Annotated in this window: 17 protein-coding genes and 2 pseudogenes; 17 read left to right on the forward strand and 2 right to left on the reverse strand. The window is 56.8% G+C overall.

Annotation, left to right across the window (positions count from 1 at the left end):
• Positions 1-4: 4 nt before the first annotated feature.
• The 14 genes from traQ to OGY18_RS17745 all read left to right on the forward strand — a co-directional run bounded on the left by traQ (position 5) and on the right by OGY18_RS17745 (position 17606).
• On the forward strand, positions 5-253 hold the full coding sequence (gene traQ, locus OGY18_RS17680; protein WP_008324126.1) for a type-F conjugative transfer system pilin chaperone TraQ: 249 nt from the start codon (positions 5-7) through the stop codon (positions 251-253).
• Entirely contained in the window at positions 243-797 is a 555-nt protein-coding gene (trbB, locus tag OGY18_RS17685; RefSeq protein WP_008324125.1) for a type-F conjugative transfer system pilin assembly thiol-disulfide isomerase TrbB, read from the forward strand. The genes traQ and trbB overlap by 11 nt, the downstream gene beginning before the upstream one ends.
• Positions 790-1218 carry a hypothetical protein gene (locus tag OGY18_RS17690; RefSeq protein WP_008324122.1) on the forward strand — a complete coding sequence of 143 codons (429 nt, stop codon included), beginning with the start codon at positions 790-792 and terminating at the stop codon, positions 1216-1218. Before trbB ends, OGY18_RS17690 begins: the two co-directional genes overlap by 8 nt.
• Positions 1205-2575: a conjugal transfer pilus assembly protein TraH gene (gene traH, locus OGY18_RS17695; protein ID WP_016247527.1), complete on the forward strand. Its 1371-nt coding sequence runs from the start codon at positions 1205-1207 to the stop codon at positions 2573-2575. The genes OGY18_RS17690 and traH overlap by 14 nt, the downstream gene beginning before the upstream one ends.
• Positions 2575-5397 (forward strand): conjugal transfer mating-pair stabilization protein TraG, encoded by a 2823-nt coding sequence (gene traG / locus OGY18_RS17700; protein WP_008324119.1) that lies wholly within the window; start codon positions 2575-2577, stop codon positions 5395-5397. The genes traH and traG overlap by 1 nt, the downstream gene beginning before the upstream one ends.
• Positions 5398-5418: 21 nt before the next feature.
• Positions 5419-5850 (forward strand): conjugative transfer entry exclusion protein TraS, encoded by a 432-nt coding sequence (gene traS, locus OGY18_RS17705; RefSeq protein ID WP_008324118.1) that lies wholly within the window; start codon positions 5419-5421, stop codon positions 5848-5850.
• A 74-nt stretch (positions 5851-5924) separates the two neighbouring features.
• The gene (locus OGY18_RS17710) at positions 5925-6599 is read left to right on the forward strand and encodes a tetratricopeptide repeat protein (protein WP_008324909.1); all 675 of its coding nucleotides are present in this window, start codon (positions 5925-5927) and stop codon (positions 6597-6599) included.
• 133 nt (positions 6600-6732) lie between these two features.
• Entirely contained in the window at positions 6733-8934 is a 2202-nt protein-coding gene (traD, locus tag OGY18_RS17715; protein ID WP_023307203.1) for a type IV conjugative transfer system coupling protein TraD, read from the forward strand.
• Complete coding sequence (gene traI, locus OGY18_RS17720) at positions 8934-14174, forward strand: conjugative transfer relaxase/helicase TraI (RefSeq protein ID WP_286553824.1); 5241 nt, start codon at positions 8934-8936, stop codon at positions 14172-14174. The genes traD and traI overlap by 1 nt, the downstream gene beginning before the upstream one ends.
• A gap of 1 nt (position 14175) precedes the next feature.
• Entirely contained in the window at positions 14176-14913 is a 738-nt protein-coding gene (traX, locus tag OGY18_RS17725; protein WP_008324912.1) for a type-F conjugative transfer system pilin acetylase TraX, read from the forward strand.
• Positions 14914-14979: 66 nt separating this feature from the next.
• Complete coding sequence (locus OGY18_RS17730) at positions 14980-15699, forward strand: fertility inhibition protein FinO (RefSeq protein ID WP_022652258.1); 720 nt, start codon at positions 14980-14982, stop codon at positions 15697-15699.
• On the forward strand, positions 15692-16483 hold the full coding sequence (locus OGY18_RS17735) for a DsbA family protein (RefSeq protein WP_008324924.1): 792 nt from the start codon (positions 15692-15694) through the stop codon (positions 16481-16483). The genes OGY18_RS17730 and OGY18_RS17735 overlap by 8 nt, the downstream gene beginning before the upstream one ends.
• 147 nt (positions 16484-16630) lie before the next feature.
• A complete protein-coding gene (locus OGY18_RS17740) occupies positions 16631-17176 on the forward strand; it encodes a phospholipase D family nuclease (RefSeq protein ID WP_008324931.1) in 546 nt (181 codons plus the stop codon).
• 151 nt (positions 17177-17327) lie between these two features.
• Positions 17328-17606 (forward strand): replication regulatory protein RepA, encoded by a 279-nt coding sequence (locus OGY18_RS17745; RefSeq protein WP_008324932.1) that lies wholly within the window; start codon positions 17328-17330, stop codon positions 17604-17606.
• 35 nt (positions 17607-17641) lie between these two features.
• On the opposite strand, the pseudogene OGY18_RS27355 reads toward OGY18_RS17745, so the two are convergent.
• Positions 17642-17745: pseudogene (locus tag OGY18_RS27355) on the reverse strand (replication protein RepA).
• Between the two features lie 79 nt (positions 17746-17824).
• On the opposite strand from OGY18_RS27355, the gene tap reads away from it, so the two are divergent.
• From tap to OGY18_RS27570, 3 genes are all read left to right on the forward strand, one after another.
• Positions 17825-17902 carry a RepA leader peptide Tap gene (tap, locus tag OGY18_RS17750; RefSeq protein WP_011201829.1) on the forward strand — a complete coding sequence of 26 codons (78 nt, stop codon included), beginning with the start codon at positions 17825-17827 and terminating at the stop codon, positions 17900-17902.
• The gene (gene repA, locus OGY18_RS17755) at positions 17883-18758 is read left to right on the forward strand and encodes an incFII family plasmid replication initiator RepA (RefSeq protein WP_117045764.1); all 876 of its coding nucleotides are present in this window, start codon (positions 17883-17885) and stop codon (positions 18756-18758) included. Before tap ends, repA begins: the two co-directional genes overlap by 20 nt.
• Positions 18759-19235: 477 nt before the next feature.
• Positions 19236-19355, forward strand: a complete 120-nt coding sequence (locus OGY18_RS27570; protein WP_487249961.1) for a hypothetical protein — start codon at positions 19236-19238, stop codon at positions 19353-19355.
• Between the two features lie 568 nt (positions 19356-19923).
• On the opposite strand, the pseudogene OGY18_RS17760 reads toward OGY18_RS27570, so the two are convergent.
• Positions 19924-20286: pseudogene (locus tag OGY18_RS17760) on the reverse strand (IS1-like element IS1X2 family transposase); the annotation flags it as partial.

Here is a 20286-nt window from a genome sequence, read left to right on the forward strand (position 1 = left end):
TCGCATGCGCAAATTCCGTTTTCGCCTGCCTGAGTTCGACGTGCCCGGATTATGGGTGCTGAGCCTCGGGATATGGTTTCACATTGTTTCCCGCCTGGTCCGGCGCGAGCCGGAGATGGCCATTCTTCTGGCGCAGATAATCGGCGTATCGATGGCGCTCTGGGGGGGCTACCGCATCATCAACCGCTGGATTGATGCCGCCCGTGAGGCCGAAAAGGCCCGTGATGCCGGAGGATGCCGACATGAACCTTAGACATACCGTGTTTACCGTGGCGCTCATGTCCCTCTGCCTGGCCACACAGGCTTCCACAATGGACGAGATCAAATCGTTATGGCATCCACAGGGGGCGCGAACGTCGGGATCTCTGCCAACATCCCCGGAAGACCCTGAAGTTAAGCCACTTCCGGCGAAGCCGCCGGTCTGGTACCGCCTCAGCAACGGCCGCCAGATCAATCTGGCCGACTGGAAGGTCGTGCTGTTTATGCAGGGACACTGCCCGTACTGCCACCAGTTTGATCCGGTCCTGAAGTCGCTGTCGGCACGGGTGGGGTTTGGGGTGATGGCCTACACCATCGACGGTCAGGGGGATGCGTCCTTTCCCGATGCGTTGCCCGCGCCGCCGGAGGTGATGAAAACCTTTTTCCCTAACCTGCCCGTGGCCACGCCAACCACCTTTCTCGTCAACGTAAACACCCTTGAAGCCCTGCCCCTGCTGCAGGGCGCGACCGACGAACAGGGCTTTATGGCCCGCATGGATACGGTCCTTCAGATGCGTGGAGTGGGTAACAATGGCTGATCAGAACAATGCAGAGGAACACGACATGATGACCTCCGGAATGCTTCAGAGAGCTACGACGCCAGAGTTAATCGCGCTCAGGGCACGGAAAGAGGACGCACGGTTCGGCGTTTATGCTGAGTGGGCGGGCATTTTGCTCATTGCCGGCGTGCTGTCGCGCGTCTTTATGACATACGTTTTCAATGCCTGCGTCGGCGACTGGCTCAGGGACGGTCACCTGCAGCTGAAAGATTTGTGGAACGTGTTGATGTACGCCATTCCACTGATATTTATCGCGCTGAGCGGCGGGCTTGCCGTTGCAGGTGGCGTTTATGCAATCCTGAACTCGCTTTATACGAAAGGGCAAATGTTCATACTAAAACGAAAAATGGGAAAACTCGCCCTGCAGGCGAGTCGGGAGGGTGCCGATGTTCGTCCGTAAACCTCTCTCCATACTGTGTGGCCTCCTTCTTGCGTGTTCAGCGAGCGTGAGTGCCGACGTGAACAGTGACATGAACACCTTCTTTAATAAGCTGGGCTTTGCGTCCAACACCAGCCAGCCACAGGTCTGGCAGGGCCAGGCCGCGGGCTACGCCACGGGCGGCTCACTCTACGCGCGCACGCAGGTGAAAACCGTCCAGCTTATCTCCATGACGCTGCCCGACATCAACGCCGGCTGCGGCGGCATCGATGCCTATCTGGGCTCCTTCAGCTTTATTAACAGCGATCAGTTGCAGCGTTTCGCCAAGCAGATTATGTCCAATGCGGCCGGATACTTCTTCGATCTGGCGCTGCAGACCACGGTACCGGAAATCAAGACCGCTAAAGACTTCCTGCAGAAGATGGCCAGCGACATTAACAGCATGAACCTCAGCTCCTGCCAGGCGGCGCAGGGGATTGTCGGCGGTCTGTTTCCGCGCACTCAGGTCTCCCAGCAGAAGGTCTGCCAGGACATTGCCGGTGAGAGCAACATGTTTGCCGACTGGGCGGCATCCCGCCAGGGCTGCACGGTGGGGGGAAGCATGGATAAGGTCCGTGATAAGGCCAGTGATAAGGATAAAGAGCGCATAACGAAGAATATCAATGTCATCTGGAATGCGCTCGGAAAGAACCGCATGTTTGACGGGAATAAAGAGCTTAAGGAGTTCATCATGACCCTGACCGGAACAATGGTCTTTGATGAGAAGGGTAATATAACCCCGCTTCCGGCAAGAACGACCGATCGCGACCTTATTCGGGCCATGATGGAGGGGGGGACTGCACGGGTGTATCACTGTAATGACAGCGATAAATGTCTGAAGGTGGTTGCCGATGCTAATGTCACGATCAGCCAGAAAAATGCACTGAAAAATCAGATAAAAGACATCCTTTCCAGCATTCAGAATAAAGCCGTTGCCGATCTAAAGTTAACCGAGAAAGAGAAGGGATTTATCACAAGTACTACCATCCCGGTCTTCAAGTACCTGGTTGATCCACAGATGCTGGGGGTTTCTAACAGCCTCGTTTATCAGCTAACCGATTACATCGGCTACGACATTCTTCTCCAGTACATCCAGGAGCTGGTCCAGCAGGCCCGTGCAATGGTGGCAACGGGAAACTATGACCAGGCGGTTATCGACAGCATCAATAATAACCTCAACGAAGCCACGCGGCAGATAGCCTCCTTCCAGGCACAGGTGCAGGTACAGCAGGATGCGCTTTTGGTTGTTGACCGCCAGATGAGCTACATGCGCCAGCAGGTCTCGGCACGCATGCTGCAGCGCTACCAGAACAACTATCACTTCGGGGGGGCGCGCTGATGCAGGAAATCTATGTCATCGCGGGCGGCGACTGGCTGACGCAGACGCTGAATGCCATCGTCACGTTCATGTCGACGGAGAACTGGGTTGTTATTCGGCGTATTGCGACGGCTTTCTCTGTGCTGGTTGTAGCCATTTCGTGGATACGACGGCACAACATCATGGATATGCTGGGCTGGGCAGGCGTCATTGTGCTGATGTCGCTGCTGGTCAGTGTTCGCACCTCCGTACAAATAATCGATATCAGTAATCAGACAAAGGTCTATAAAGTCGATAACGTGCCCGTCGGGCTGGCACTGCCTGCATCGCTGACCACCAAAATCGGATATGCCCTTGTTCAGGGGTATGAAATGGTCTTTTCACAGCCCGACAGCATCACCTACAGCAAAACCGGCATGATATTTGGGGCGAATCTGGTTTCACGCAGTACGGACTTTTTATCACAGAACCCAGAGATAACTACGATATTCACGGACTATGTGCAGAACTGCGTGATGGGCGATATTTTCCTGAACGGAAAATATACCATGGAAGATCTAATGAACAGTGCAGACCCGTATACGCTGATTTTCTCAAAGCCGAGTCCGCTGAGGGGGGTATTCAACAACAATAATCAGTTTTTAACCTGTGAAGAAGCCGCTGCGGTAATTAAGCCAAAGCTTGCCCTGGATACTCAGACCGGAGGAAAAACATGGAGTTACTACGTGCGTCAGCTTTTTGGCGGACGTCCGAATCCTGACATTTTGTTCAGCCAGATGATCGGGGACAGCTATAACTATTTCTATGGTGCTGGTCAGAGCGCCGCGTCGATTGTCCGTCAGAATGTGACGATGAACGCTTTGCGAAATGGCATCATGAGCTATGCAGCCCGCAACGGTGACACCTCAAGCCTGCTGAATATCGCCACTACGTCATCGATGGAGAAGCAGCGGCTGGCGCATGCGACGGTCGGTCAGGTGGCATTACGCTCACTACCTATGTCTCAGACGTTGATTGTCGGTCTGACCATCGGAATATTCCCCCTGATGGTGCTGGGCGGGATGTTTAACGCCGTCACCCTTAATGTGCTGAAGGGGTACGTGCTGGCTATCATGTGGGTGCAGAGCTGGCCACTGCTTTACGCCATCCTCAACAGCTGCATGACCTTCTATGCGAAGGCCAACGGTTCACCAGTGGTTCTCTCGGAGTTGTCACAGGTGCAGATAAAATACTCAGACCTCGCTACCACGGCAGGCTATCTGTCGATGCTTATCCCGCCACTGGCATGGGGAATGCTGAAGGGACTGGGGGCGGGGTTCTCAAATCTCTACAGCCATCTGGCCTCTTCCGCTATCAGCCCTGCAGCCACTGCTGCCTCTGGTGCTGTTGATGGTAACTACTCTTACGCTAACATGCAGACAGAAAATGTGAGTGGTTTTAACTGGAATACCAATAGCTCAACAGTATTTGGACAAATGAGCCAACAGTTGGCTAACGGAGCCAGTTCGACGCAAATGCGTGATGGTAGTGTAGTGACAGATTCCAGTGGTGCTACGTCACGTATTCCTATGAGTATCAACATGACTCGTCAGATTGCAACCGCACAGCAGGCAATGGCCCGCGAGGCACAAACCCAGTCAGAGAGTGCATTGCATGGATATAACAGTAGTTTGAGTAGCGCATGGAATACGCTTAGTCAGTTTGGCTCAAACCGTGGTAGCAGTAATTCAATGACCAGTGGCGCAGACAGCACTATGAGTGCTCAGGATTCTATGATGGCCAGCAGGATGCGCAGCGCAGTAGAAAGCTATGCGAAAGGGCATAATATTAGTAATGAACAGGCCACTCAAGAGTTAGCGTCAAGGAGCACCAGAGCGTCACTCGGATTGTATGGTGATGCACATGCTAAAGGAAGTATGGGGCTGAATGTGCTGGGTACCGGAGGAGGGGTAGGGTTTCAGGCAGGAGTTAAGGCGGGAGTTGATTTTTCCGATGACGATATGCACCAAGCAACAAATAGCTCTCGAGCTAGCCATGATGCTCGACATGATATGGATGCTAAAGCAACCCAGGACTTTAAGGAGGCGAGTGATTACTTTACTAGCCGTAAAGTCAGTGAATCTGGGAGCCATACGGACAATAATGCGGCTTCCCGAGCAGATCAACTTTCGGCATCGTTGAACTCAGCAAAACAGAGCTATGATCAGTACACCACAAGTCAGGCTCGTAGCCATGAATATGCTGAAATGGCGTCTCGTACAGAAAGTATGAGTGGTCAAATGAGCGAGGATCTAAATCAGCAGTTTGCCCAGTATGTCCGTAAACATGCACCTCAAGATGCAGATACATTGCTTACTAATACCAGCTCAGCAGAAATCGCAGGAAAACGTCGGGAACTGGCTTGGGGATTTGTTCAGGAGCAGGTACAACCGAGCGTTGATGCATCATATTCAGCAGCTAAAGGAAATGTTGGCCATGGTATGGGGGCCATTTCTGGTGGCGGTGGAAATAGCGATGTTAGTGCCGATCACCAGTCTCATCAGGCTACTATCGAACAACGTACACAGGACAGCGGAATTCAGAATAATGTAAAAGACCAAGTTGATAATATGCTCACAACATCGAGAGAGAATATAGCCGATACTAAAGGAGGAATACGCGATGAAGAAGGCAGCATAAATAAACAGTATTCTGATCTGCAAAAACATCATAATTCAGAGCAATCTTCGCAAATGAATACGTATAATAAGGAAAAGGAGTCTCAAGAACGAGTGCCGGGGGCTGACAGTCCTGAAGAACTGATGAAGAAGGCAAAAAAATATCAAGATAAACATAAGCAGTAACAGGATGCCAGAGAGGGTGCGATGAGAAATCTGCTTCAGATATTCATGGTAGTGTTGTTTCAGTCTATTGCTTGTTATCTGGCTGGATGGTTAGTTACGGAGGTGGTATTCATTGGTGCAACTGTGCTCTTATGGCAAGGATTGTTCATCTATTTGTTTTATAAAATATCTAAGAATAAAGGCAGTGTTGAACCCTACACATACAACAGGGTAGTTTGGTATGTGATAATGCCTATATGTTCACTGGCTCCTCCTCTTGTTACTTTTTTTGTATTCATTGTGGGTACATTGATGGATTTATATAAGGTTAGCGGGTGTATAAGCATCAAAGAGTGGCTTGAAAAAAACAAGGTAGATGGCGCCCACTCTATAAATAATGACTTTGAATCCGTGGACTTTGATAATGTTAATTATAATCCGGAAAGTAATTATCCAATGGGTTGGAAGCGTTAGATTGAGTTGTAGGATTTCATAGTCAGTTTCATGGTTGTGTATGGATATAATATTTAGTTTTATGGAGGTAAACAATGCGAGTGTTCTATGGGATGTTGGGAGTTTTTGTTTTCCTGTCGTGTACCTTGAGTGTAAGGGCTAGCGACGACTACTACACTAACTTAAAAAAAGATGCGAATTCTGGAAACGCATTAGCTCAATATAAGCTAGGTGCAATGTATTTGGTCGTATCTGGTGATTATAAAAAAGCTTTTTATTGGACTAATAAGTCGGCGATTCAGGGTAATTCAGATGCCCAAAATAACCTAGGTCTGCTCTATTATTATGGGCAAGGTGTTGATAAAAATATAAAAAAAGCAGGCTATTGGTGGGGGAAGGCAGCAGATGCAGGGAATGCATCTGCTCAGAATGACTTGGCAATGCTTTATAAAAATGGATTATTGAAAGATGCCCGTTGTGATAAAATAATGGATTTGCTTAACTCCTCAGCTCAAAAAGATTTTGAGTTGGCATATTTGAATATTGGAAACCTGTATTCTACAGGTGAGTGTGTTAATAGGGATATGCACGAGGCGGTGATCTGGTGGGAGAAAGCATCCATTAAAAATAACGGACAGGCTGAGTTTAATTTGGCAGGGGCTTATATGAGAGGTGATGGTGTATTTCCAGGTTCTGGAATGGCAGATATCTATTTGAAAAAATCATGCTCACATGGATATGCAGGAGCGTGTGATTTACTTAAAAAATAACATTCATTATTAATAATCTCCCCGCCTTTAGTTAAATGATGTCATCCTAGTGTTTTGTAACGGATGACATTAAATCAATTGCTTTCTGAAATCATGGTCGCTATACATATAGACCAACCTCTATGAGGCTAATATGAGTTTTAATGCTAAGGATATGACCCAGGGCGGTCAGATCGCGAGCATGCGTATCCGTATGTTCAGTCAAATTGCCAATATCATCGTGTACTGTCTCGTCATTCTCTTCGGCATCATTGTCGCGATTACGCTGTCGGTTAAACTGACCTGGCAGACGTTCGTGAACGGCATGGTTTATTACTGGTGTCAGACGCTGGCCCCCATGCGCGATATTTTTAAATCCCAGCCTGTCTATACCATCCGTTATTACGGCCATGAGCTGAAGTACAACGCGCAGCAAATACTGCAGGACAAATATATCCAGTGGTGCGCCGACCAGGTCTGGACGGCCTTTATTCTTGCTGCCATCATCGCGGCCGTGGTGTGCGTTATTACCTTCTTTGTCACCACCTGGATTCTGGGCCATCAGGGTAAGCAGCAGAGTGAGGACGAGATAACGGGAGGGCGCCAGCTGACTGACGACCCGAAAGCGGTGGCGAAAATGCTCAGGCGCGACGGTCTCGCATCCGACATCAAAATCGGTGAGCTGCCGCTTATTAAGGACTCGGAGATCCAGAACTTCTGTCTGCACGGTACCGTCGGGGCCGGTAAATCAGAAGTTATCCGCCGTCTGATGAACTACGCCCGCCAGCGTGGCGATATGGTCATCGTGTATGACCGCTCCTGTGAGTTCGTCAAAAGCTACTATGATCCGGCCACAGATAAAATCCTTAACCCGCTGGATGCGCGCTGCGCTGCATGGGACCTGTGGCGGGAGTGCCTGACGCAGCCTGACTTCGACAACGTTTCCAACACGCTTATTCCTATGGGCACGAAGGAAGACCCCTTCTGGCAGGGGTCGGGACGTACCATCTTTGCCGAAGCCGCATATCTGATGCGCAACGACAAGGACCGCAGCTACAGCAAGCTGGTCGACACGCTGCTTTCCATCAAGATTGAGAAGCTGCGCTCGTACCTGAAAAACTCCCCGGCGGCGAACCTGGTGGAAGAGAAAATCGAGAAAACGGCCATCTCCATCCGCGCCGTGCTGACCAACTACGTCAAGGCTATCCGCTACCTGCAGGGCATCGAAAATAACGGCGAGTCATTCACCATACGCGACTGGATGCGCGGCGTTCGTGAGGATGGTAAAAACGGCTGGCTGTTTATCTCCTCCAATGCTGACACCCACGCTTCCCTCAAGCCGGTTATCTCCATGTGGTTGTCCATCGCCATTCGCGGGCTGCTGGCGATGGGGGAAAACCGTAACCGCCGCGTGTGGATCTTCGCCGACGAGCTGCCTACCCTGCACAAGCTGCCGGACCTGGTTGAGATCCTGCCGGAGGCGCGTAAGTTTGGCGGCTGCTACGTCATTGGCATTCAGTCCTACGCCCAGCTGGAAGATATTTACGGGCAGAAGCCGGCGGAAACGCTGTTCGACGTGCTGAACACCCGTGCCTTCTTCCGCTCGCCGTCGCGCAATATCGCCGAGTTCGCCGCTGGCGAAATCGGTGAAAAAGAAATCCTCAAGGCGTCCGAGCAGTATTCCTACGGTGTGGACCCGGTACGCGACGGTACCTCGGTCGGCAAGGACATGGAGCGCGTCACCCTGGTGAGTTACTCCGACGTCCAGACGTTGCCGGATCTCTCCTGCTACGTCACGCTTCCCGGACCTTATCCTGCCGTGAAAATGGCGCTGAAGTATCAGCAGCGTCCAAAGGTGGCACCGGAATTCATTCCGCGCACCATCGACGGGAAAGCGGAGGAACGCCTGAATGCCGCGCTGGCTGCACGTGAACATGAATCCCGCAGCATCGCCATGCTCTTTGAACCGGATGCCGATGTTGTCGCGCCAGAGGGCGGTGCGGAGAATGTTGGTCAGCCACAGCAGCCACAGCAGCCACAGCAGCCACAGCAGCCACAGCAGCCACAGCAGCCACAGCAACTGACGCCCGCGCCCCGCGCTGCAGACGCGGCATCCGTAGCAGGTGCGGCAGGCGCCGGCGGTGTGGAGCCTGAGCTGAAGACAAAGGCGGAAGAGGCAGAGCAGCTGCCGCCCGGCATCAGTGAAAGCGGTGAAGTAGTGGATATGGCGGCATGGGAGGCGTGGCAGGCGGAGCAGGACGAACTGTCTCCTCAGGAGAGGCAGCGTCGTGAAGAAGTGAACATCAACGTTCACCGGGCGCCTGAAAAGGATCTTGAGCCGGGAGGATACATCTGATGATGAGCATCGGATCGGTAAAATCCGCCGGCAGCGCGGGCAATTATTACACCGACAAGGACAACTACTACGTTATCGGTAGTATGGGCGAGCGCTGGGCCGGAAAAGGGGCTGAAGCGCTGGGGCTCAGCGGCGGGGTGGACCAGAAGGTCTTTACGAAGGTTCTGGAGGGACGCCTGCCGGACGGCAGCGACCTCAGCCGGACTCAGGACGGGGCGAACAAACACCGTCCGGGCTACGACTTCACCTTCTCTGCGCCCAAAAGTGTCTCCGTGATGGCCATGCTGGGAGGCGACAAGCGTCTTATTGAGGCACACAACCGCGCGGTGGAGACCGCCATTAAGCAGATAGAGGCAATGGCCTCCACGCGGGTTATGACGGAGGGCAGGAGCGAGACGCAGCTGACCGGCAACCTGGTGATGGCGCTGTTTAACCACGATACCAGCCGCGACCAGGAGCCGCAGCTGCACACCCACGCGGTGGTGGCCAATGCCACTCAGCATGGCGATGAGTGGCGAACGCTCAGCAGCGACAAAGTGGGTAAAACCGGGTTTATTGAGAATATCTACGCCAACCAGATTGCCTTTGGCCGCCTGTATCGTGCCGCGCTGAAGGATGACGTCGCGGCGATGGGCTATGAGACTGAGACGGTCGGCAAACACGGCATGTGGGAGCTGAAGGGCGTACCGACGGAGCCGTATTCCAGCCGCAGCAGGACCATCAGCGAGGCGGTCGGGGATGACGCGTCCCTGAAGTCCCGCGACGTGGCGGCGCTCGATACCCGCCAGTCGAAGCAGAAGGTTGACCCCGAACAGCGCATGGCCGAGTGGATGCATACCCTGAAAGAGACGGGGTTTGACATTAAAGCCTACCGTGAGGCGGCAGACCTGCGGGTTGTGCAGGGGAATATTCCCGCAACGACGCCTGAAGCCATTGATATTAACAGCAGCGTCGGGCAGGCCATCGCGATGCTGAGCGACCGGCGGGCGCGGTTCACGTATTCCGAACTGCTGGCCACCACCCTCGGGCAGCTGCCCGCGCGGTCGGGCATGGTGGAGATGGCGCGTGACGGCATCGATGCGGCGATAAAAAATGAGCAGCTCATCCCGCTGGATAAAGAGAAGGGGCTGTTTACCTCGAACATCCACGTGCTGGATGAGCTGTCGGTGTCGGCGATGACCCGCGATTTACAGCGGACGGGGCAGGCCGACATTTTTCCGGATAAAAGCGTGCCCCGCAGCCGGTCATACAGCGATGCCGTGAGTGTCCTGGCCCAGGACCGTCCGCCGGTGGCGATCATTTCGGGTCAGGGCGGGGCGGCCGGCCAGCGTGAGCGCGTGGCGGAGCTGACGATGATGGCGCGCGAACAGGGGCGTGACGTGCAGATTATCGCCGCCGACAGGCGTTCGCGCAGCGCCCTTATGCAGGATGAGCGCCTCAGCGGCGAGCATATCACCGACAGGCGGGGGCTGACGGAGGGCATGGCCTTTACGCCCGGCAGCACGCTGATTGTGGACCAGGGGGAGAAGCTGACCCTGAAAGAAACGCTCACGCTGCTCGACGGTGCGCTGCGCCATAACGTCCAGCTGCTGATTGCCGACAGCGGCCAGCGCACCGGGACCGGCAGCGCCCTCACCGTCATGAAGGAAGCGGGAGTGAGCACGCTCGCGTGGCAGGGCGGTGAGAAGACGCAGGTCTCGGTTATCAGCGAGCCTGACCGGCGGCAGCGGTATGACCGCCTGGCCGCTGACTTTGCCCGAAGCGTCCGCGCAGGTGAACACAGCGTGGCGCAGGTCACCGGTCCGCGCGAGCAGGCGGTGCTCGCAGGCGTAGTCCGCGAGGCGCTTAAGGCGGAAAAGGTGCTGGGCGAGCGGGAGGTCAGTATCACCACGCTGGAGCCGGTCTGGCTCGACAGCCGCCATCAGCAGGTGCGCGACCACTACCGGGAGGGGATGGTCATGGAGCGCTGGAATGCCGAAGAGCGCAGCCGGGAACGCTTTGTCATTGACCGCGTGACGGGCCGCAACAACAGCCTGACGCTGCGCAACGCCCAGGGTGAGACGCGGGTGACCCGCCTGTCTGAACTCAACAGCAGCTGGTCGCTGTACCGCACCGGCACGCTGCAGGTGGCCGAAGGCGACCGTCTGGCAGTGCTGGGTCAGGCGCAGGGGACGCGGCTCAGGGGAGGCGATACGGTGACCGTTAAGGCGCTCGGGGAGGCGGGGCTCGTCGTCAGCCTGCCGGGGCGTAAGGCGGACGTGGTCCTGCCCGCCGGCGACAGCCCGTTTACCGCCGCGAAGGTGGTTCAAGGCTGGGTGGAGTCGCCGGGCCGCTCGGTGAGCGACAGCGCCACGGTTTTTGCCTCGCTGTCGCAGCGCGAGCTGGATAACACCACGCTGAACAAACTGGCGCTCAGCGGCCGGGCGGTGCGGCTCTATTCCGCGCAGACGGCGCAGAAAACGACGGAGAAGCTGTCGCGTCAGTCTGCCTGGAGCGTCGTGTCCGAACAGATTAAGGATGCGGCGGGGCATGACAGGCTCGATGATGCCCTGGCGCACCAGAAGGCCGGTCTGCACACGCCGGAGCAGCAGGCTATCCATCTGGCCATTCCGGTGCTGGAGGGGAACGGCCTGGCGTTCACGAAGCCGCAACTGATGGCCGCCGCGAAAGAATTTGAGCAGGACAGCCTCAGCCTGCAGGCCATCGAAAAGGAAGCGGACCGTCAGGTGCGCAGCGGCGACCTGCTGTCGGTGCCGGTATCGCCGGGAAACGGCCTGCAGCTGCTGGTCTCACGCCAGTCGTACAACGCTGAAAAAAGCATTATCCGCCACGTCCTTGAGGGAAAGGAGGCCGTCACCCCGCTGATGGATAAGGTTCCGGACGCGCAGCTGGCGGGCCTGACCGACGGGCAGCGGAACGCCACGCGCATGATACTTGAATCCCCCGACCGCTTTACCCTGGTGCAGGGCTACGCCGGGGTGGGTAAAACCACCCAGTTCCGGGCAGTCATGTCGGCCATCGGCACGCTGCCGGAACGGGAGCAGCCGCGCGTTATCGGCGTGGCCCCCACCCACCGGGCGGTGAGCGAGATGCGCGATGCGGGCGTGCCTGAAACGCAGACGCTGGCGGCCTTTATTCACGACACGCAGCAGCAGCTGCGCGGCGGCGAACGAACGGACTTCAGCAACGTGCTGTTTCTCGTGGATGAAAGCTCAATGGTCGGTAACGCCGACATGGCGAAGGCGTACAGCCTGATTGCCGGGGGCGGGGGGCGCGCGGTCTCCAGCGGGGATACCGACCAGCTGCAGTCCATTGCCCCGGGCCAGCCCTTCCGCCTGCTGCAGAAGCGCAGCGCCATTGACGTGGCGGTGATGCAGGAGATCGTCCGCCAGACGCCGGAACTAAAACCTGCCGTCTACAGCCTGATTAGCCGCGATATCGGCAGCGCCCTGACGACCATTGAGAGCGTGGTGCCGGCACAGGTGCCGCGCAGGGCGGATGCCTGGCAGCCGGACAGCTCCGTCATGGAGTTCAGCCGCGAACGGGAGGAGGCCATTGCGAAAGCCGTGGCGGCCGGCGACCTGATGCCCGGCGGGCAGCCCGCGACGCTGCTGGAGGCCATCGTGAAGGACTACACGGGGCGCACGTCAGAGGCGCAGGCGCAGACCATCGTTATCACCGCCCTGAACGCCGACCGCCGCCAGGTGAACGCCATGATTCATGACGCCCGTCAGGGTGCCGGCGAGGTGGGCGAAAAAGAGGTCACGCTGCCGGTTCTCACGCCTGCCAATATCCGCGACGGGGAGCTGCGGCGCATGGCAACGTGGGAGGCATCCCGCGACAGCCTGGTTCTGCTGGACAGCACCTATTACAGCATTGAGGCGCTGGACGGGGAGGCGCACCTGGTGATGCTGAAGGATGCGCAGGGCAACACCCGCAGCCTGTCGCCCGCGCAGGCGGCGACAGAGGGCGTCACGCTCTACCGTCAGGACACCATTACCGTGTCGGAAGGCGACCGGATGCGCTTTTCGAAAAGCGACAACGAGCGGGGCTTCGTGGCCAACAGCGTCTGGTCGGTCAGTGAGATAAAAGGTGACAGCGTCACGCTGTCGGACGGGAAACAGACCCGTACGCTCACGCCGTCAGCCGAGCAGGCAGAGCAGCACATCTACCTGGCCTATGCCGTCACCGTTGAAGGCTCACAGGGTGCGAGCGAGCCCTTCTCCATCTCCCTGCAGGGTACGGACGGCGGACGTAAGCGGATGGTGAGCTTCGAGTCAGCCTACGTGGCGCTGAGCCGCATGAAGCAGCACGCGCAGGTCTATACCGACAACCGGGATAAGTGGGTGGCCGCGATGGAAAAATCGCAGGCGAAAAGTACGGCGCATGACATTCTGGAGCCGCGCGGCGACCGCGCCGTCGCGAATGCCGCCCGCCTGACGGCGACGGCAAAAGCGCTGGGTGAGGTGCCTGCCGGTCGCGCCGCGCTGCGCCAGGCCGGGCTGCAGCCCGAGGGCTCGATGGCGAAATATATCTCGCCGGGGCGTAAATACCCGCAGCCGCACGTGGCGCTCCCGGCCTTCGACCGCAACGGCAGGAAGGCGGGCGTCTGGCTGAGCGCCCTGACGTCCGGAGACGGGCAGCTTAAGGGGCTCGCTGGTGAAGGCCGGGTGATGGGCAGCGGGGACGCGGCGTTTGCGGGTCTGCAGGCCAGCCGTAACGGCGAGTCGCTGCTGGCGCGGGATATGGAAGAGGGCGTGCGGCTCGCGAGGGAGAATCCGCAGAGCGGCGTGGTGGTGCGGCTCGAAGGCGAGGCGCGACCGTGGAACCCCGGCGCCATTACCGGCGGTCGGGTCTGGGCCGACGGCCTGCCCGATGCCACTGGTACGCAGCCCGCAGAAACGGTGCCGCCGGAGGTGCTGGCACAGCAGGCCCGGGAGGCTGAGGTGCAGCGGGAGCTGGATAAGCGTGCCGAAGAGGCGGTCCGCGAGATGGCCCGCAGCGGCGACAGGCCGGCCGGAGGGGCTGACGTCGCCGTCCGGGATGTGGTGCGGGATATGGATCGGATAAAAGAAACGCCGGCATCTCCCCTCACGCTGCCGGATGCGCCGGAAGAACGCCGCCGGGATGAGGCGGTGTCTCAGGTGGTGCGCGAGAGCGTGCAGCGGGACCGCCTGCAGCAGATGGAGCGCGAAACGGTGCGAGACCTTGAGCGTGAAAAGACCCTGGGAGGCGACTGATATGCGCGCTGAAAACCATCCGCTCTTCCCCCTTGTGGTGGTGGCCGACTGCTGGCTGCAGCGTCTGCTTGTGTGGACGCCGGGCCAGACCGACCTTATCAAAACCGTGGCGCTGCTGCTGATGGTGGCCGACCACATCAGCATGCTGTGCGGACTGGATAATGACTGGCTGCGTCTTGCCGGTCGGGGAGCGTTTCCGCTCTTTGGCCTGGTCTGGGCCATGAACCTCGCCCGCCATCCGCAGATTCAGCAGCGCGCCCTGAACCGGCTCTGGATATGGGCCGGGGTGGCGCAGGGCGGCTGGATACTGGCCGGGCTGCGCCCGGACCTGGGCAATATTCTGTTTGCCTTTGCGGTCAGCGGACAGGCACTGGCGATGATGCAGCGGCACGGGCCGCGCACGTGGCCGCTCTCCCTGATGCTGGTTCTGGCCTGGCTGCCGTTTTCGGCGGGAAGCTACGGGCTGGCGGGGGTAGTGATGCTGATGCTGGCCTGCGGCGTATGTATGACGGGCCGGCGCACCACGCGCACGGGGCTGGCGCTGTGTCTGGCACTGGCGATACTCGCGCTGAATGCCGCGGACAGCCCCGCCTTTGCCATCGCGGGTCTGGTAATACCCGGCGTTACCCTGACGGTGCTGAGCCGGACCTGTTGCCGCGTGCCGAGGTTCTGGCCGCGCGAATTTTTCCCGCTGTTCTACGCGGTGCACCTTGCCGTCATCGGACTGATGGTGATGTGATATCTGCCGTGTCAGAATAGGGTCAGTCAGGGGAGTATACGTGAAACAGATTTATCCGGAGGCAGGATGACAGAGCAGGGGCGCCCCACGCTGACGCTGCGCCGCAAAGCGGAGCCAGAAGGTCAGCGTGCCGTAAGCAACAGTGAACCGGACGGTGCGGGTCCGGGCCGGGTCACGCGTAAAAAGACCGTGGTGGTGAACACGACGCCTGCCTGGAAGGTCAGGAAGCAGGCGGTGGATGAGAGCGCGAAAAAGGCGCAGGCGGACGAGAAGGCCGCCAGAAAAGCAGAGAAAGCCCGGCAGTGGGCTGAGCGACAGGCCCAGGAGAGGGAGGCCATGCGGGCGGCCAGGCGCAAACCTGCCCCGGAACCGGTGTACCGGAAGGTCATGCCGCTTGCGGACGCGCTCGCGCTCCTGAAGCGTTGCTGGCCAGCCCTGGTGACGGACGGCCAGCCGCAGCTCCTGGCGGTCAACATCCGGGAGGCAATGGTCAATGACATTCGCCGGCGCGGGCTGGAGATTTCCGTGAAGACGCTGAAACGCTGCCTTGCCGCCGTCACCCGCTCGGATGCGTATCTGGGCGCCATGACGGTGGGCGCGTGGCGTAAAAACCTTGCCGGTGAACCGGTCGCAGCGGTGAGTGCGGAGGAGGCGACGTATGCCGTGGAGCGCAGGGCTCAGGAGCACGCTAAACGACAGCGCAGGGCGGTTAGAAGCGTCGCCACCCGTGCACGGAACGAACTGATAACAACCGAGAAGAGAAAAACACAGGATGAACATGAATAAAACCCTTTCAGTCATGCTTGCCGCAGGCCTTCTGGTCTCCGGCGTGGCGGGGGCAGCAGAGAAACCTGCCGTTGCCTTTACCCCGGAACAGGAAGCCCGCATTGGTGAAATCGCGAAAGACTACCTGCTGGCTCATCCGGAAGTGCTGGTTGAGGTCAGCCAGAAGCTGCAGGCCCAACAGCAGGAGAAGCAGCAGCAGGCGATGACGGCCGCCGTGGTTCAGAATCAGGCAGCGCTGCTGAACGATAAAGGCACACCATCATATGGTCCTGCTGATGCGAAAGTGACGGTCGTTGAATTCTTTGATTACCAGTGCATCTACTGTGCCCGCCTGGCGCCGGAACTGGAGAAGGTAATAAAAGCTAACCCGGACGTGCGCTTTGTGTTCAAGGAATTCCCGATATTTGGCCAGCGCTGGCCGGCGTCGCTCAGTGCGGCGAAAACCGGGCTTCAGATCTGGAAGCAGAAGGGGGCCGATGCTTACCTTAACTATCACAACGCGATTTACGCTACCGCCCACAACGAGGGTAAGCTGACCGATGCTGATATCAGCGCGGCCGCAAAAGCCGTGAAGTTCGATGCGAAAACAGCCCCAGATGTTCAGGGGACCCTGGATGGCATAAACACACTTGCGCAGCAGCTGGGCTTCAGCGGTACCCCGGCCCTGGTGGTTCTCCCGTCAGCCGGCGCCAGTGCTGATAACGTGACGGTTATTCCGGGATACACCAGCGCGGAGGCCCTGCAGCAGGCCATCAGTCATGCTGCCGGTGATACCAAAAAATAATCAGGCGTCCGCCAACTGATACCGCTAAAAGAGACTGACGCCTTCGCCGTGCTCAGTTGTCCAACCCCGGAGAAGGGTAAAAGCAAGTTTTCCCCGTCTCCGGCGTTTCTGGTTAACACATCCGAACAGTATTTCTGAGGTTATTTAATGCGTAAGTTCACCTTTCGCCAGCTGGCCGTGTCCGGTCTGGTATGTCTTTCGCTGAGCTGTATTCAGCCCGCAGCAGCGGCATCCTCCGTTCAGGTCGGCTTTTCACCTGAAGGCAGCGCGTTGCAGCTGGTCCTTAAGACGATTGAGTCAGCACAGCAGGAAATTCGGCTGATGGGCTACTCATTTACGTCTCCGGAGGTGGTTAGTGCGCTTGTCAGGGCAAAACGTCGTGGTGTGGATGTGAAGATAGTGCTTGATGAAAAGGGCAACCGGAGCAAAGCCAGCCAGGCGGCGATGAACATCGTGGTGAACGCGGGAATTCCGCTGCGCACCAACGGTCGCTACGCCATCATGCATGACAAAGTCATTATTGTTGATAATCATACAGTTGAGGCTGGTAGCTTTAACTACACTCGCTCTGCTGCATCGCGGAATAGCGAGAATGTGCTGGTTATTAATGAGGTGCCGGAAGTGGCACAAACCTACCTTCAGCACTGGCAGTCGCGCTGGGACGGAGGAACGGACTGGCATTCTTCATACTAAGTCGCATCGTCATTTGATCCGCAATCTACATCTATCCTGGTGAACCATGCGCCAACATGGCTCACACCTTCGCGTAAAGTTAAGTCGCTGATTTCAGATATCTGTAGTATTCTCTGCAAACGATCCAAGTTTGATCCTTGAGGAGGCAGAGATGTCGCAGATCGAAAATGCAGTAACTTCCTCATCGAAAGAAAAGCGTTCTTACCGAAAAGGTAAGCCGATGTCGGCGAGTGAAAGACAGCTTGCCGCGATTGCGCGTAAACGTGAAACACATAAAGAAGTGAAGGTTTTTGTTAAAAATCCTCTTAAAGATTGGATGATTACGATCTGTGAAGAGGAAGGGCTCACTCAAGCTCAGTTTATTGAGACCTTACTCGAACGTGAACTTTCTGAACGCGGCGTTCTCGATGTAAAGACTTCACATTCTTGAACGTTTTCTCATTGGATGCTAGATTACTGATCGTTTTAGTGAATTCTTGGTTGGCCACGCCATAAGGTGGCAGGGAACTGGTTCTGATGAGGTGTCTACCCGGGACCAGAAAAGCAAAAACCCCGATAATCTTCACCAGGTTTGGCGACTAAGAGAAGATTAACGGGGCCTACTTAAACTGTATAGAAGCTGTTGCTCTATGCAGGGAGTATAGTTTTATGCTCAGAAAACTGCAATACCCGTTTCTGTGCCATTTACTCCTTCCGTGCAACATAAGTGCGGGAAGGTGTGACTGACGCCCAGACCCTGTTCTCCCATTACCGTCAGGTCAAAAAACCGAACCCGGCATTCACGCCGCGTGAAGGCAAAAAGACACTGCCGTTCTGTCGTAAGCTGATGGCGAAAGCCGAAGGCTTCACGTCCCGTTTTGACTTTTCCATCCATGTGGCGTTCTTACGCTCGCTGGGTAAACGTCACCGGATGCCGCCACTGTTGCGCCGCCGGGCCATCGATGCCCTGCTCCAGGGGCTGTGTTTCCACTATGACCCGCTGGCCAACCGCGTTCAGCGCTCCATCACCAATCTGGCCATCGAGTGCGGTCTCGCCACCGAGTCGAAAAGCGGTAATCTGTCCATCACCCGCGCCACGCGGGCGCTGACGTTTATGGCGGAGCTGGGGCTGATTACCTATCAGACCGAGTATGACCCGCAGATTGGCTGCAATATCCCGACCGATACCACCTTCACGCCGGCACTGTTCTCCGCGCTCGACGTCTCTGACGTGGCCGTTGTGGCCGCGAGGCGCAGCCGTGTGGAATGGGAGAATCAGCAGCGTAAGAAGCAGAACCTGAAGCCGCTGGAGATGGACGAGCTGATAGCGAAGGCCTGGCGGTTTGTGCGCGAACGGTTCCGCAGCTACCAGTCCGAACGTAAACAGCATGGCCTGAAGCGCGCCCGCGCCCGACGTGACGCGGACAGAGCCCGTAAGGACATTGTGACGCTGGTGAAACAGCAGCTGACGCGTGACTACGCCAAAGGGCGTTTCGTCGGCGACAGGGATGCTCTCCAGCGTGAGCTGGAGCGGCGCGTGAAAGAGCGCATGCTGATGTCGCGTGGTAACAACTACACGCGGCTGGCCACCGTCCCCATATAACCCTTCCTGTGTGAAAAATCCGGCTGGCGCCGGAGGGTTTCGCACGTCTGCAGTCCATCGTTGACGGTTTTCTGCACGAAATGACGGCCGTCCTTCCTGACATTCACCCCATTCCGCCATCAGAATGGCCAGAAATTGCATCAGAGTGGCCACATCTCGTCGCCAGATTCAGTTACCCACAAATAACTGCAAGGGACCTTTCCATAAGGTTACAACCGTTATGCTTACAGAGCGCCAGCCGACCTGATTTCAAAGTGCGTGGCTTCCTTTAAAAACCTGCTCTGTACTTCTTTTAAATATCTTTTATTTCATTCATATAAATATATAACCTGTTCGTCGCCTGACCTGTGGACAGGCTCCTGAAAATGCCCGCCCTTGCAGCGGACTCACGTCCGCGCCGGTTCGGCAACTGCCTAAAGTAGCTCCCATCGCTACGCGACGGGCCCCGGCACGGCACATATAGTTACAACATTCAAAATACTCACTCAAAAGCAGGAACAGTGCCTGCCTGAACCCTCACAGCCCCTCCCCACCACTGAAAAGCGAGGCCGCCCCGGGCCAAAGGCCCGGAACAACATCGCTTTAAATGCTGGATGATGTAACTAAACATTTAAGTTGCTGCCAGTAACATCGCGGCAGGTTCTCAGTACAGCCCCCGGGCACCGGCTTCGCCGGCACCACGGCTCCGGAAATCACGCCCTGTACGTCGCAAGCGCCGTACAGCCCGCTCACCGGAGTTAAAAGGGCTTAATGAAACCACATCATGGCTATCAGCGGGTTATGGCTTAGCAGGGCGAAGGGATGGATTGGTGGAACCTGTCAACAGCGTAACCGGCTGCGCCGGGCTACGGCGCCATTAACAACCGTGCTCTGGTCAACTTCTGAGGGCGCCTCTATGCGCCTCTGGCGCATTCCCGGAATGCCTGCGCACTGCTCGGCATTCTTAACCCGAATATTGAAGCTGCATTTCCGGCTACGCCGGGTCCCGGCGCCACTCACCATCAGTATTCTGTTTACCACCTGATGGCGCCTCCATGCCGCCTCGCGGCATTCGTGACCACCGCTTATGCTCAGCAGTAGAAATACTGACGTTAAGCCTCTGCCGTAGTATATTTTCGCGATTATCCTTAGCTACGGCTAAGGCTGGCCGGGTAATGACTCCAACTTACTGATAGTGTTTTATGTTCAGATAATGCCCGATGACCTTGTCATGCAGCTCCACCGATTTTGAGAACGACAGTGACTTCCGTCCCAGCCTTGCCAGATGTTGTCTCAGATTCAGGTTATGCCGCTCAATTCGCTGAGTGTAACGCTTGCTGATTACGTGCAGCTTTCCCTTCAGGCGGGATTCATACAGCGGCCAGCCATCCGTCATCCATACCACGACCTCAAAGGCCGACAGCAGGCTCAGAAGACGCTCCAGTGTGGCCAGAGTGCGTTCACCGAAGACGTGCGCCACAACCGTCCTCCGTATCCTGTCATACGCGTAAAACAGCCAGCGCTGACGTGATTTAGCACCGACGTAGCC

The organism is Citrobacter sp. Cpo142, from assembly GCF_030332425.1.
Lineage (GTDB): Bacteria > Pseudomonadota > Gammaproteobacteria > Enterobacterales > Enterobacteriaceae > Citrobacter > Citrobacter portucalensis.